A 13,481-nucleotide genomic window follows, 5' to 3' on the forward strand; every position below is an offset into this window, starting at 1 on the left:
CTCAAATATCAATTACCTATATAATCACACCCCCATATTTCATATGTAATTGATTTAAGAAACTCTTAATACCATCTGTAGATTTAATCACCCCCGAGCTATTTAGTTTTCAAAACAACGATAATAAACTCACATTCGAAATAACATTTCAACCTAAGCAGATATATTTAACGATATATTTGCACATTATTGTATTCAAAATATGGATATTAAAATGTCTTTAAAAAAAATAAGTATGGCTGCTGCGGTAGCAATGGCTCTGAGTGCAGGTTCTGCAATTGCTGCAACCCCTGATACAGGTACTATTACTTTCCACGGTATGGTTTCCAATAACACCTGCCAGGTTTCTCTGGATCAGAAAATCGACCAGAGCGGTAACGACTTCGACGTTACTCTGGATACCGTTTTCGTAAAAGACTTTGCAAATGCGCTGGGCGCATCCAGCACCCTGGGTGAGAAGAAATTCAACCTGTCTCTGACCGGCTGTGACCCAGATACAATTAAAAAGGCATCTGCACAGTTCAAGTCATGGGCAGGTACTACTTCTTCTGACTCCGGTCTGCTGATTCCACCATCAAATGCTGAAGGCGCTGCTCAGAACGTTAACCTGGTGCTGAGCAACGATGGTAACTCTGCTACCGATCAGATCAAAATTGACCAAACCAACAACACTCAGAAAGTAACCATCGATGGCGCCGGTACAGGCAACCTGTACTACAAAGTGGCTTATACCCAGGGTCAAAAATGGGATGCAACAAATAGCCCAGTATCTGCTGGTACCGTGCAGGCACAAGTTGCCTTCACTATGATTTACGAATAATACTTTCGTATTTCATTAAAGTAATGAATCCCCCAGCCTGACTGGGGGATTATCAATATCATTCCAACAGGAAGTGGAAAATGTATAATAAATCTGTATTTAAAGGATTAAAAACGGCATTATTTTTAATACCATGTCTGGTCACCTTTCAGGCAAGCGCTGATATTGTTATTTCTGGTACACGAATTATTTATCCTCAGTCTTCTAAAGATGTCATCGTCGATCTCGACAACCGAGGTAATAAACCTCTTTTGGTTCAAACATGGTTAGATGACGGTCGTGAAGACGTTGACCCTCAGGAACTTAAATTACCCTTTGTGATCACCCCACCAGTATCACGCATCGATCCGAAAAAAGGGCAGTCTGTGCGTATTACCTACATGGGTAAACCGCTGCCACAGGATCGTGAATCACTCTTTTGGTTTAACGTATTAGAAATCCCGCCAAAATCAAAAGCAAAAGACGGTGAAAGCCTCAACCTACTTCAGTTGGCATTCCGTACACGTATTAAATTCTTCTTCCGTCCAGAAGGATTAAAAGGTTCTCCTCTCGATGCCGCAGATAATGTCACCTGGACTCAGAAGACAGAGGGAAATAATGTGCAACTTATTGCACATAATGCGTCACCGTATAATGTCGCTATCTCCGCTGTAAAACTGAAAACCACGCAAAAATCCTTTGAGGTTGAACATAAATCAATTCTGCCGTTTAGCGATATAGCCATGACCATCAAAGGATTATCGTCAACGGCCTCTGGGAACGTGCTGTTTGAAACGATTAACGATAGCGGCGGTGTTGATAAACATGAAGCCATAGTGAAATAGTTCTTATTAATTAATAAAACATTATAGCCTTCACTCCGCGGATAGCTTCTGTCCGCTATGATTAAATGGAACTGCCATGTTGTTTCGACGCTCTCTACTCTGCATTGCCATTAATGCGACATTATCGTTGCATGCATATGCAGAAAATAAAGTCCCCGTTGAAAACACGACTGAAAGTGAAGAAGCGGTCGAGTTTAACGATCAGTTTTTACTGAATGGCGGTACAAATATTGACGTTAGCCGTTTTGCACGTGGCAACCCTGTTGCTCCAGGGACATATCGTACCAAGATCAGTCTTAACAATAAGTTAAAATCAACAACGGATATAACATTTAAAGATAACGGAACGCCACGCGCGACACCTTGCATAACGAAGCTGTTGTTAACACAAAGCGGTATTGATCTCAGTGAACTCGATGACTCTGTGGACAACGAAGATAATGAAACATGCATTGATATTAAAACATCTTTTTCAGGTGCAACGACGAATTACGACAGTGGCAAACAGATCTTAGATCTCATTTTTCCGCAAATCTATATCCTCAAGCGCCCTGAAGGTTACGTCGATCCTTCGCTGTGGGAAGATGGTATCCCAGCCGCGCTGGTGTCTTATGACATCAACGGCTGGCATAGCGAAGGTAACGGTACGACATCTGAAAGTGCTTATATGGGCCTGCGTTACGGGCTCAATATGGGAGCATGGCGTCTGCGTTCACGGGGCAACCTGGCATGGGACAAGGATAACGGCAGTAAATACTCCAGCCAGGATATTTATCTGCAACGCGATATCACCGCCCTTACAGGACAGTTTGTCATCGGTGACTCCTATACGCGTGGCGAAGCTTTCGATTCGTTGAGCCTTCGCGGAGCACGTATATACAATGACGACCGTATGCTGCCAACAGGCTCGACCGGTTATGCACCGGTTATCCGTGGTACGGCGAACAGTAACGCCAAAGTCTCTGTTGTGCAGAGCGGCAATAAAATCTACGAAACATCTGTACCACCGGGACCTTTTGAAATTAATGACCTGAGCACAACAGGTTATGGTAACGATCTTATCGTCACGGTCGAAGAATCTGACGGAAGTAAACGTACGTTTACCGTTCCATTCTCTTCCGTCACTCAGATGCTGCGCCCTGGCTCAGCACGCTGGGACTTTGGCGTGGGTGAATTAAATAACGACTCACTCGCTGAAAGGCCCAAAATAGGTTACGGCACGCTCTACTACGGTATAAACAATACCTTCACAGGCTATGCTGGCGTGCAGTACAGCGATATGGACTTCTACGCAGGCATCGCGGGCCTGGCGATGAATACCACCCTGGGTGCATTTGCGTTTGATATCACACAATCGCATGCCGATATCGAGGGCCTGGATACGCTCACCGGTAAAAGTTATCGATTAACGTACAGTAAACAGATTGAACAAACGAACACCTCCTTTAACGTAGCGGCTTATCGTTTCTCTACAGAGGATTACCTAAGTTTGAATGACGCTGCACAACTGCAAGACAGTGTTAAGCAGCAGAAATACGCCAACCGTAGCTATGAATCAAATAATGCACTGTATGACGACTATCAGCGCACCAAAAACCAGATTCAGCTCAGTATCAACCAACCGCTCAAAGCAGGTGAAAACGATCTCGGATCCCTGTTTATCAATGGGACATGGCAGGATTACTGGAACGGGGTAGGGTCAAATTCCGACTACAACATCGGATACAACAATAGTTTTACTTACGGTAGCTACAGTATTTCTGTTCAACGCTCTTACGATCAGGACGGGAAAAAAGATGACAGCATTTATGTAAATCTGAGCATTCCGTTAAGCGTTTTCGCCAAAGACAGTACTCATAGCGGTGGCTTCTCTAATATTAATATGGGATTACGTTCCGATCTTAAAGGCGGTACCAGCTTTAACAGTTCTGCCAGTGGCAATACAAAAGACAATGAGGTCAGTTATTCCATCAGCACTGCGTCTAATAGCGGTAATTATGGTGATACAAACCAACTCAGTGGATTTACATCCTGGAATAGCGGCTACGGCCCATTAGGCGTATCAGCTTCATTTTCTGACGATAATAGTAAGCAATATTCCGCAACCTATAGTGGCGGCATGGTATTGCATTCCGGTGGTATTGCGTTTGCACCAGGCAGTATTGGTGATAATGACTCCATCGCACTCGTTAAAGCCAGCGGGGCTACGGGTGCAGGCGTGGGATATGGTAACGGTAAAATTGGCGACTCAGGCTACGGAATTTTACCGTATATGTCTGCCTATCGTGAAAATAGAGTCTCTCTGGATATTAGTTCACTGGAAAAAGACGTAGAAGTGAAAAATACCACAGAGACTACCGTACCTCGCAGCGGATCCGTTGTACTCATTAATTTCGAGACCGATGAGTCACGCTCTTTAGTATTAGAACTTCAGCGTAGCGATAAAGGTTTTATTCCTTTAGGCGCAGATGTCATGAATGAGAAAAATGAATCCGTCGGTACTGTAGGACAAGCCGGACAGGCTTATGTACGCGGAATTGAAGATCAAGGTGTTCTTCGCGTGGTATGGGGAAATGAAAACAATAGTGAATGTACCGTTCACTATAACATTTCAGGAAATACCACAAAGGCAGGGCTCACAACAGTCCTGAGCAACCAAGTGTGCCAAATGTAATTTTTAGGGAAAATAAATGAGAGTTTATATGAAAAAAAACCTCTTCAGCATGTCTGTCATTGCTTTGACAACACTGACATCGTTAGGGACGGCAAACGCCACTGACCTTAATGTGACCTTTACGGCTAATTTGTTGGAAACCACCTGTAACATGAAGCTGGTCGGTGGTACGGGTTCCGATACTGAACAAACGCTGAAAATCGGTGACAGCAACGGCCAGGTACGTCTGGATGCGGTTAAGGCTGGCACCGCAACGGCGAATTTTAAAATTGAAATCGTTGAGTGCCCTTCCTCACTGAGATCGCTGAAAACCACCGTTAAAGGTACACCAGCGGCTTCACTGCTAACAGGGCTGGTAAACCAAATAACTGTAGCTAATGGTGGCGCCAACTGGGCCGCTGTGACTATTGCTCGGGCGTCAGCACCGAATTCGCCCTTTAAAATTAACTCAACCACTGACAGCGAACGTCTTGTTTGGTCTGCTGCTGAAATTACCAATAAAGAAGTGCCGTTAATTGCCACTCTTAGCGAAACCAGTGCTGGAAAAATGACCATAGGTGATTTCTCGGCTGCTGGCACTTTTGAATTTACTTACGAATAATTTGAGCAAGAAGACGGAGCTCTACTATGAAAATTAATATGACTTATATCGCACTTTCCGTTTCTGCGCTCTTCTTTGCAGGAATGGCAAATGCAGCCATTACGGGAACCTCCAGCCTTAAAATGACGTTTGAGAGTAAAGTCGTATCCGGCACCTGTACAGCAAAACTGGTGAACGGAGCGGGGACACCGGCCTCTGAAATTGCGTTTGGCGATGTCTATAAGTCAGACCTGGTCAATAAAACCCGCGTTGAACCGCTAAAAATCACCTTCAGCGATTGCTCTGGCGTGGAAAAAGCCACGGTCGCCGCCGCGTCAACCACTGGCGGAAAGTGCTCAGGCACGAGTTTTGACGGTGATTCATACGGCGCTGGTTTAGCGACGGGATTTGAAGTGTGGTCTGGTCAGGTCGATTCAGGCGTAATGCTTAAGTGCAAAACCCCACCAGCCCCACAGGAAGTGACCATCGCTGGTGGTGTAGGCGAGTTTCCGATGAATTCACGTATCGTGATCGGTAAAGGCAACACGATCGCAGATGTCGGTACAGGTGCTGCGAGCGCGCCGGTCACATTCACTATCGCTTATCCGTAAGACAGGATTTATCATGCAACAATCACCGTTTACTCTGTGCCAGCCCGGTCTTGTGTTGCTCATCGGACTGGCTGGCGGATTATTGCCTGGCGTAAGCCAGGCAAGCTCAGGCATCAATGCAAACCTGACAGCCAATATTATCAACTCGACCTGTGAAATTAGCCTACAAAATGATGGCGAAATTTATTTGCCGACCGTCAAGCGCAGTTGGTTTTACAACAGTGATAATAGCGATCGTTTAACCCCTACTGATAATGAACCCGGTACACCATTTAGCATCATGGTTAACAGTTGTTCTGAAAATAATAATAGTGTCAAACAACTGAAGTTTACATTTACGCCAAAGTCAGGGTTCAGCGACAACCAGTACCAGGTATTTAAAAACAATGCCACAGCTGGCGCAGCTGAAAATGTTGGGGTTGTCGTTTTTTCCAAAGATTTAAAAACCAACGTGCTCAATGCCGATGGCAGTTCAAATTTATTGCTTGATGCTCAGAGTACCTGGCCAGGTGAATACTCATTTAGTGCCCGCTATCAAAACACAGGAGTTGTTTCTGCGGGTCTGGTGACCAGTCAGGCCACTGTCAATGTCACCTATGAATAGAAATGCCTGGAAAGGAAGAATATGTTCAAAAAACATGAAGGACATATATAAACAGGATTGATGGTTAACACTTGTGTGTTATATTTTGAAACGATATGCTCTGCACTTGAATGCCGTTTCAAGAACGGCTATAGCAATACCTCATCTAAATACAGTGGCGGAGCATTGCATTTGCTACTCTCGTGAGTCGGTAATATATTCACAGCTGAATTTACGACATTAAATGCCCCGGCAGTAATGAGTCGTAGGTTATACTAAAAATGCCAGTGGCTTTAAACAGGCCAGCAGAAACAGTTTAGTCGTTTCCGATGATTGTATTAGATATAAACTTGTTCCATCATTTCCCGTTGAACAACCTGCCATTACCCCTGCGGTTGATTAACTATCAGCCGCGACATCGTCTCCAGCGAATCCGTCCTTAAAATATAAAGCCTTTTCAATAAAAACTGATTATCTCCCGGCTTAACCTTCCCTCTCACCGTGGTGACCGCCATGTGGAATCCCGCGTCGCCTGCTGCTTTTACCGCCGTGGCGTTATAACCCCCAAACGGATACGAAAGATACAGAACGTGAGGATTAAACTGGGACAATGCCCGGCGCGAACGGGCGAAATCGAACAGAATATTATGATAGCTGCGACTCAGTAGGATCGGCCGGCGATTCGCATCAACCCGATGCAAAAAATGGGTATGCGACTGGAAGTCGAACACGTCCCGGATCTCGTTCAGTTCAGAGAGACTCATAAACTGCAGCGATTTCGGATCCCACTTCTGCGGGTGGCGCTTGATGCGTGAGGAGATGATAAACGCCGTGGCCTTCATGCCGTGCTGCTTCAAAATGGGGTAAGCATAACGGCTCACTGACTTGAGACCATCATCAAAAGTCAGCACCACCGCCCGCGCCGGGAGATTCATTTTATTCTGCACGTAGCCTTCCAGTTGATACATCGTCAACGTGGTGTAGCCGCGATCCTGAAGCCAGGCCATCTGGTTGCTGAAAGCGCGAACGGAGGTTGTGGTGGAGGTATGGCGAAAGCGGGTATTCTCTTCATCGCGCAAAATATGATGGTAGGTTAACACAGGGATACCGTTGTCTTCCTGCGCATCCAGCGCGCTAACATAGGCCAGTCGGCCACCAATGCGAATCTGGTACCAGGTCTGGTTGAGTCGGTCTTTAAGCTTGCTGATAATCGGATAACGCAGATTATCCGCCAGCACGCCAAACGGGGCGCTACCGACATCCGGAGCGTTATAAACCGATGTATCTTTCCAGGTTATCAGACTTTGGTTACTGAGCGGTTTATTGAGATCGCCCAGACCATCATCGACTTTCTGCCGCCCCTGAACGGGCTCCAGGTGTCCCTTATCAATAAACCCGGTGCCAAAACCAAAGGAAAATTCGTAATAGTCTGCCGCAATAGGCTCAACAGCGAGGATCTGCCCGGCGCGAATATTCCCAACCGTCACCATCTTATTGCCAATCTGCGCCCATACGGCGGCGGCTTCGGTGGTTTGCATATAACGAGCAGGCAAAGCCGCAGCGACGCTGCCAGAAAACAGGAGCAATAAAACAAGCAGAACGCGCATAACCATATGAGATAACCGAGGCGAGTAACCTCGGCTATTGTAGCAAAAGCATCATCAATACCAATGATTAATACTCATACAAATCATGCTTCAATACGAAGGGGGGATTTTTTTGTTGTTGATGCCAGAGGCTGGAGACTTCGGGGCCTCCAAGTGCGACGATGCAATCCCGAAACGCAGAACTGCTCAGCGATTCCCGTGACGAAATCATTCGCTCAAGCAATGGATAGCTGATACCTGAAATCACTTCACACTGGGGGTGTTTATGACTCATTAACGACGCTACACGGTAAGGCGCAGCCCCAGCCATATCCGTCAGAAATACCACACCCTCACCTGAATCTGTAGCATGCAGAGCATGGCACATCATGCGGCTTAGCATATTCGAGCTGAGTCCACGCCAAAAACTTACCGCCTGACATTGGGCCAACGGGCCGTACTTTTTCTCCAGACGATGCAGCATATCCTGTGCCTTATCGTCATGACAGGTAATTACCCAACCTAACATTGCCTACCTCCTTAGCAGGCAAGTAGTTTATCAGTGTGATAAATCCATAATGGTGACAAGCATCAAAAGTCTTCCTCTCCCAGGCAAGGAGAGGAAGAAAGAATTAGCTGCGCAGGCCGCGTCCGCGCTGAATCAGGTACCAGCACAGCAAATAAAACGCAGCGATAAACACCACCAGCACACCAAACGTGGTGGCCAGCGGAACATCATGAATCCCCAGAAAGCCGTAGCGGAAACCGCTAATCATGTAGACAATCGGGTTCAGATGCGACAGCCCCTGCCAGAACGGTGGCAGCAGCGTTAGCGAATAGAACACGCCACCCAGATAGGTCAGTGGTGTCAGTACGAAGGTTGGGATCAGGCTGATATCGTCAAAGGTTTTAGCAAAGACAGCGTTCAGCAAACCGGCCAGCGAGAACAGTACCGCCGTTAACATCAGCGTAAGCGCCACAAAGACCCAGGAATGCACCTGGAAAGGCACGAAGAACAGTGAAATAGCCGTTACCAGAATGCCTACACACAAGCCACGTGCCACGCCGCCGCCAACGAAACCGGCGATGATCACGTGCGTTGGTACCGGGGCAACCAGCAGCTCTTCAATATTGCGTTGAAACTTAGCGCTGAAGAATGACGATGCCACGTTCGCGTACGAGTTGGTGATCACCGCCATCATAATCAGCCCTGGCACGATAAACTGCATGTAGCTAAAACCATGCATTTCGCCGATACGCGAGCCGATTAGGTTACCAAAGATAATAAAATAGAGCGTCATGGTGATGACGGGGGGAACCAGAGTCTGAACCCAGATACGCATAAAGCGGTGGATCTCTTTCGCCCAGATGCTTTTCAGCGCCACCCAATAAAGCTGCATCATGCGCGATCTCCTTGTTTTTCATGAACCAGAGAAACAAACAGTTCTTCCAGTCGGTTCGCTTTGTTACGCATACTCAATACCTGAATGCCCTGCGCGCTCAGCTGAGAGAAGACGCTGTTAACCCCCTGTTCACGCAGCACCTCCACTTCCAGCGTGGAAGTGTCGACCAGCCGGTACTGATAACCGTCCAGTTTCGGCAGCGGGCTTTTCGGCGCCAGATCGAGGATAAAGGTCTCGGATTTCAGCTTGGAGAGCAGCCCCTTCATCGAGGTGTTTTCCACCAACTCGCCGTGCTGAATAATGCCGATATTGCGACACAGCATTTCTGCTTCTTCGAGGTAGTGAGTGGTCAGAATAATGGTGGTGCCTTTGTCGTTTAAATCCTTTAAAAAGCCCCACATTGAACGACGCAGTTCAATATCAACACCCGCCGTTGGTTCATCCAGGATGAGTAATTTTGGTTCGTGCATCAGAGCACGAGCAATCATCAGACGGCGTTTCATCCCGCCGGAAAGCATGCGCGCACGCTCGTTACGTTTTTCCCATAAATCGAGCTGCTTTAAATATAATTCGCTGCGTTTGACCGCCTCTTTATGCTCAACGCCGTAGTAACCCGCCTGGTTAACCACGATCTGCTGCACGGTTTCAAACGGGTTAAAGTTAAACTCCTGCGGTACCAGACCAAGCTGGCGTTTCGCGTTAACCGTATCTTTTTCGAGATCGTATCCGAAGACGCTCACCCGCCCGGAGGTTTTGTTCACTAGCGAGCTGATTATTCCAATGGTGGTGGACTTTCCTGCGCCATTCGGTCCCAAAAGCGCATAAAAATCACCCGCTTCGACTTGCAAATCTATCCCGCGTAACGCTTGAACGCCACCGGGATAGGTTTTTTTAAGTTGTTGAAGTTCCAGAGCAATGGTCATGGTTTTTTACTTACCTTACGTTCTGACATTTTATATATAGTTTAATTAATGCTGGAGTTACCCTATATTAGCCCATCGAATTTATCTGGCTTCGGGTCGTACAACTCCATGAAAGACATAGATACACTCATCAGCAACAATGCACTATGGTCAAAGATGCTGGTAGAAGAGGATCCCGGATTTTTTGAAACGCTGACGCATGCACAGAATCCGCGTTTTCTATGGATTGGATGTTCCGATAGCCGCGTTCCCGCTGAACGATTAACCGGTCTTGAACCGGGCGAATTATTTGTTCACCGCAATGTTGCCAATCTGGTTATTCACACTGACCTGAACTGTCTCTCAGTCGTTCAGTATGCGGTGGATGTGCTGGAAGTGGAACATATTATTATATGCGGCCACTACGGATGCGGCGGCGTCCAGGCGGCGATTGAAAATAAAGAACAAGGGCTGATTGATAACTGGTTACTGCACATCCGCGATATCTGGTTCAAACACAGCTCACTGCTGGGCGAAATGCCGCAGGAACGTCGCATGGACACCCTATGCGAACTGAATGTCATGGAGCAGGTCTACAACCTCGGCCACTCAACCATTATGCGTTCAGCCTGGAAGCGCGGTCAGAAAGTTACCATTCACGGCTGGGCTTACGGTATTCATGACGGTCTATTGCGCGATCTCGACGTCACCGCCACCAGCCGCGAAACGCTGGAGCAGCGCTATCGCCAGGGGTTGTCTAACCTGAGTCAGAAACACAGCAACCATAAATAATGTGACATTGCCGGGAGGCGGAGACGCCTTACCCGGCCTACAAACCTACGCCGTAGGTCTGATAAGCGAAGCGCCATCAGGCGCTCCCGCTAATTACTCGTCCAGCAGCACCACTTTGCCAACATACGGCAGATGGCGATAACGCTGGGCATAGTCAATGCCGTAACCGACCACAAACTCATCTGGAATAGAGAATCCGATAAACTCGACCGGAACATTCACTTCACGACGAGAAGGTTTGTCCAGCAACGTGCAGATAGCCAGGGATTTCGGCTCGCGCAGGCTCAGAATTTCACGCACTTTGGACAGCGTATTGCCGGAGTCGATGATGTCTTCGACAATCAGCACGTCTTTGCCACGAATGTCTTCATCCAGGTCTTTCAGGATCTTAACATCACGCGTAGTAGACATTCCGCTGCCATAGCTGGATGCCGTCATGAAATCGACTTCGTGGGAGACATGCACTTCACGGCACAGATCCGCCATAAACATAAATGAGCCACGTAACAGACCAACCAGCACCATATCGCTGCCGCTGTCTTTGTAACGTTCGTTAATCTGGCGCCCCAGTTCAGCAATACGCGCTTTGATCTCCGCTTCCGGGATCATCACTTCAACAGTATGTTTCATAAACCCTATAACTCACTGATTTTTATCAGTTGACACATCATGCAGATCGAAAGAAAGCGCTTACGTTGATACACCGACTGACAGACGGCGACCCGCTCTAACCACAAAACTTGCGACAGCATACAAACAATTCAGTTGATGAAGTATACCAGTAAAGAGAGCGGGTTCCTCTGATAGTTCACAGGAGAACCCGTTTGCGTCGTTTTTTGTATGCTTATTAATCAAAACCAGGTTCGCACGACAGCATGCGGCTAAAACGTTTCCCAATGCGGGTCTTGTGTCGTACTCCCTGCAGAGGTTGCTTGCGGAGCATCCTTAGGCGGTTTCCGATGCTCACTGTTGGAGGTATCGCGAGTGATGCGAAATGCTGCCACGGCCAGGCGTAACTGTTCAGCTTGTTGTTCCAACGAAGCGGCGGCGGCGGCAGACTCTTCTACCAGCGCGGCGTTTTGTTGTGTGACACTGTCCATCTGCGAGACCGCGAGACTCACCTGCTCAATCCCCCGACTCTGTTCCTCTGAGGCTGAGGCGATTTCCCCCATGATGTCCGTCACGCGGGTGACCGCAGCGACAATCTCTTTCATCGTTTTACCCGCGTCCGACACCTGCTGAGATCCCATCCCCACGCTGTGAGTTGAGTTATCAATCAACGCTTTGATCTCTTTGGCTGCCTGAGCGCTACGGCTTGCCAGAGTACGGACTTCACCCGCTACAACAGCAAATCCTCGTCCCTGCTCTCCTGCTCTGGCTGCCTCAACCGCCGCGTTGAGCGCCAGGATATTGGTCTGGAAAGCAATACTGTCGATGACGCTGGTGATCTGCGCAATTTGCTGTGAACTACCGGCAATTTCACTCATAGTGTGCACGACAGTATCAACAACCCGTCCACCACGCGCGGCAGTATCAGACGCATTCTTAGCCAGTTGAGTCGCCTGTTTCGCATTGTCCGTATTTTGCTTCACGGTTGCAGTAAGCTGTTCCATGCTGGCGGCAGTCTCTTCAAGTGAAGCAGCCTGCTGCTCGGTACGCGAAGACAGATCGTTGTTACCTGACGAGATTTCCGCTGCACCGCTATGAATCGTTTCTGAGCTGTTACGCACCGACGTGACTGTCGAAATCAGCGACTGTCGCATTTCATCTAACCCCGTAGCCAAACGCCCCATTTCATTACGTCCCTGGACGTCGAGTTGATGGGTCAAATCACCACGGGTAATAATGCGGATATGCTCCATAATCTGCGCCAGGGGTTTAAGCAGCATATGCTGCAACCCACTCCAGATCATGCCCAGAACGATGAGCACAGCGACGACAATTGCCCCTAATGTCCATTGCATGCGGGTAAAGCTGTGCTGATTCTCCGCCGCCGCGTGCTGAAGCAACGCGTTATTTTCGTTACGCCACTGGTCATAGCTGGCTTCCATTTCATCTTGCGCCTTCTGAGCATCAAGATCGCCATAGGCCTGATAGTTATTCGCGCGCAGATACTCTATCGATAACGCCATCACGTCGTGCATCTGCCGATACTGTTTTTCCATTTCAGATGCAATTTGCGGATTCTGCCCCGACACCTGCGGCAATGACTGATAATGTGCGAAGTATCCCTCAGCTTTCTTCATCGACTCACTCGCCGTTTTTAGCAAAGTATCAATTGCCGCCAGTGAGGCCGGATCGCGTTGGTTCTTTAAGAAACGAATTGCTACGCGGGTTACCGTTACCCGGGTTTTAATCAGCGTATTGACGCTATCACTCAGATTTTCCTGTTGGGCATTCAGGGTGCCTGAGTTCTGGAAATTATGGCGATCATTGCTTACTGCAGAATAAAAAAAACTTCCTGTCACGGCCTGTAGCAAACAGAAAATGGCGAGAACCAGAAGAATGCCGGTAATAACGCGCACATTTTTAATCATAGTATTTCATCCATTGAACTCACATTGGGTACCCAATGATTATCGGCTCTAAAGGCGATTACTTTATGTGCAATAGCAGAATTAGCAGGAGGAGGGAGTCGTGCGATGAAACGCTGTAAAGAGACTGTGTCTCATCCGGCTTACGAGAGATTTCTGTAGGCCGGATAAG

At 47.8% G+C, this 13,481-nt stretch carries 13 protein-coding genes; 7 read left to right on the forward strand and 6 right to left on the reverse strand.

Annotated features, from left to right (window positions below; genetic code table 11):
- The first annotated feature begins 214 nt into the window (after positions 1 to 214).
- The 6 genes from OGX66_RS17595 (at position 215) to OGX66_RS17620 (ending at position 6,113) form a co-directional block, all read left to right on the forward strand.
- Positions 215 to 820, forward strand: coding sequence for a fimbrial protein (locus tag OGX66_RS17595; protein ID WP_044712908.1), 606 nt, complete (start codon positions 215 to 217; stop codon positions 818 to 820).
- Between the two features lie 80 nt (positions 821 to 900).
- On the forward strand, positions 901 to 1,644 hold the full coding sequence (locus OGX66_RS17600; protein WP_072211982.1) for a fimbrial chaperone: 744 nt from the start codon (positions 901 to 903) through the stop codon (positions 1,642 to 1,644).
- A gap of 76 nt (positions 1,645 to 1,720) precedes the next feature.
- Positions 1,721 to 4,318: an outer membrane usher protein gene (locus OGX66_RS17605; RefSeq protein WP_049002736.1), complete on the forward strand. Its 2,598-nt coding sequence runs from the start codon at positions 1,721 to 1,723 to the stop codon at positions 4,316 to 4,318.
- 28 nt (positions 4,319 to 4,346) lie between these two features.
- On the forward strand, positions 4,347 to 4,919 hold the full coding sequence (locus OGX66_RS17610; RefSeq protein WP_044712909.1) for a fimbrial protein: 573 nt from the start codon (positions 4,347 to 4,349) through the stop codon (positions 4,917 to 4,919).
- Between the two features lie 26 nt (positions 4,920 to 4,945).
- Complete coding sequence (locus OGX66_RS17615) at positions 4,946 to 5,509, forward strand: fimbrial protein (RefSeq protein WP_044712912.1); 564 nt, start codon at positions 4,946 to 4,948, stop codon at positions 5,507 to 5,509.
- Positions 5,510 to 5,522: 13 nt separating this feature from the next.
- Positions 5,523 to 6,113, forward strand: coding sequence for a fimbrial-like protein (locus OGX66_RS17620; RefSeq protein WP_044712914.1), 591 nt, complete (start codon positions 5,523 to 5,525; stop codon positions 6,111 to 6,113).
- A 362-nt stretch (positions 6,114 to 6,475) separates the two neighbouring features.
- Here the strand turns inward: OGX66_RS17620 and OGX66_RS17625 are convergent, their stop codons facing one another.
- From OGX66_RS17625 to OGX66_RS17640, 4 genes are all read right to left on the reverse strand, one after another.
- Positions 6,476 to 7,705 carry a polysaccharide deacetylase family protein gene (locus tag OGX66_RS17625; protein WP_003837485.1) on the reverse strand — a complete coding sequence of 410 codons (1,230 nt, stop codon included), beginning with the start codon at positions 7,703 to 7,705 and terminating at the stop codon, positions 6,476 to 6,478.
- Positions 7,706 to 7,766: 61 nt separating this feature from the next.
- The gene (locus tag OGX66_RS17630) at positions 7,767 to 8,207 is read right to left on the reverse strand and encodes a PTS sugar transporter subunit IIA (RefSeq protein ID WP_003837482.1); all 441 of its coding nucleotides are present in this window, start codon (positions 8,205 to 8,207) and stop codon (positions 7,767 to 7,769) included.
- A 103-nt stretch (positions 8,208 to 8,310) separates the two neighbouring features.
- Positions 8,311 to 9,081: an ABC transporter permease gene (locus OGX66_RS17635; protein ID WP_088902735.1), complete on the reverse strand. Its 771-nt coding sequence runs from the start codon at positions 9,079 to 9,081 to the stop codon at positions 8,311 to 8,313.
- A complete protein-coding gene (locus tag OGX66_RS17640) occupies positions 9,078 to 10,004 on the reverse strand; it encodes an ABC transporter ATP-binding protein (protein ID WP_003837480.1) in 927 nt (308 codons plus the stop codon). Before OGX66_RS17640 ends, OGX66_RS17635 begins: the two co-directional genes overlap by 4 nt.
- 108 nt (positions 10,005 to 10,112) lie before the next feature.
- On the opposite strand from OGX66_RS17640, the gene can reads away from it, so the two are divergent.
- The gene (can, locus tag OGX66_RS17645; protein WP_003018654.1) at positions 10,113 to 10,775 is read left to right on the forward strand and encodes a carbonate dehydratase; all 663 of its coding nucleotides are present in this window, start codon (positions 10,113 to 10,115) and stop codon (positions 10,773 to 10,775) included.
- 93 nt (positions 10,776 to 10,868) lie between these two features.
- On the opposite strand, the gene hpt is transcribed toward can, so the two are convergent.
- Together hpt and tcp are read right to left on the reverse strand one after the other, a co-directional pair.
- Positions 10,869 to 11,405 (reverse strand): hypoxanthine phosphoribosyltransferase, encoded by a 537-nt coding sequence (hpt, locus tag OGX66_RS17650; protein WP_003018658.1) that lies wholly within the window; start codon positions 11,403 to 11,405, stop codon positions 10,869 to 10,871.
- A 251-nt stretch (positions 11,406 to 11,656) separates the two neighbouring features.
- On the reverse strand, positions 11,657 to 13,312 hold the full coding sequence (gene tcp, locus OGX66_RS17655) for a methyl-accepting chemotaxis citrate transducer (protein WP_003018660.1): 1,656 nt from the start codon (positions 13,310 to 13,312) through the stop codon (positions 11,657 to 11,659).
- Positions 13,313 to 13,481: the final 169 nt, after the last annotated feature.

It is taken from the genome of Citrobacter sp. Cf072 (genome assembly GCF_030334485.1).
Lineage (GTDB): Bacteria > Pseudomonadota > Gammaproteobacteria > Enterobacterales > Enterobacteriaceae > Citrobacter > Citrobacter freundii.

Bases quoted from the DNA above. Each gene is read 5' to 3' on its own strand.
- OGX66_RS17595 (WP_044712908.1), top strand. From the start codon at position 215: ATGTCTTTAAAAAAAATAAGTATGGCTGCTGCGGTAGCAATGGCTCTG.
- OGX66_RS17600 (WP_072211982.1), top strand. From the start codon at position 901: ATGTATAATAAATCTGTATTTAAAGGATTAAAAACGGCATTATTTTTA.
- OGX66_RS17605 (WP_049002736.1), top strand. From the start codon at position 1,721: ATGTTGTTTCGACGCTCTCTACTCTGCATTGCCATTAATGCGACATTA.
- OGX66_RS17610 (WP_044712909.1), top strand. From the start codon at position 4,347: ATGAAAAAAAACCTCTTCAGCATGTCTGTCATTGCTTTGACAACACTG.
- OGX66_RS17615 (WP_044712912.1), top strand. From the start codon at position 4,946: ATGAAAATTAATATGACTTATATCGCACTTTCCGTTTCTGCGCTCTTC.
- OGX66_RS17620 (WP_044712914.1), top strand. From the start codon at position 5,523: ATGCAACAATCACCGTTTACTCTGTGCCAGCCCGGTCTTGTGTTGCTC.
- OGX66_RS17625 (WP_003837485.1), bottom strand. From the start codon at position 7,705: ATGGTTATGCGCGTTCTGCTTGTTTTATTGCTCCTGTTTTCTGGCAGC.
- OGX66_RS17630 (WP_003837482.1), bottom strand. From the start codon at position 8,207: ATGTTAGGTTGGGTAATTACCTGTCATGACGATAAGGCACAGGATATG.
- OGX66_RS17635 (WP_088902735.1), bottom strand. From the start codon at position 9,081: ATGATGCAGCTTTATTGGGTGGCGCTGAAAAGCATCTGGGCGAAAGAG.
- OGX66_RS17640 (WP_003837480.1), bottom strand. From the start codon at position 10,004: ATGACCATTGCTCTGGAACTTCAACAACTTAAAAAAACCTATCCCGGT.
- can (WP_003018654.1), top strand. From the start codon at position 10,113: ATGAAAGACATAGATACACTCATCAGCAACAATGCACTATGGTCAAAG.
- hpt (WP_003018658.1), bottom strand. From the start codon at position 11,405: ATGAAACATACTGTTGAAGTGATGATCCCGGAAGCGGAGATCAAAGCG.
- tcp (WP_003018660.1), bottom strand. From the start codon at position 13,312: ATGATTAAAAATGTGCGCGTTATTACCGGCATTCTTCTGGTTCTCGCC.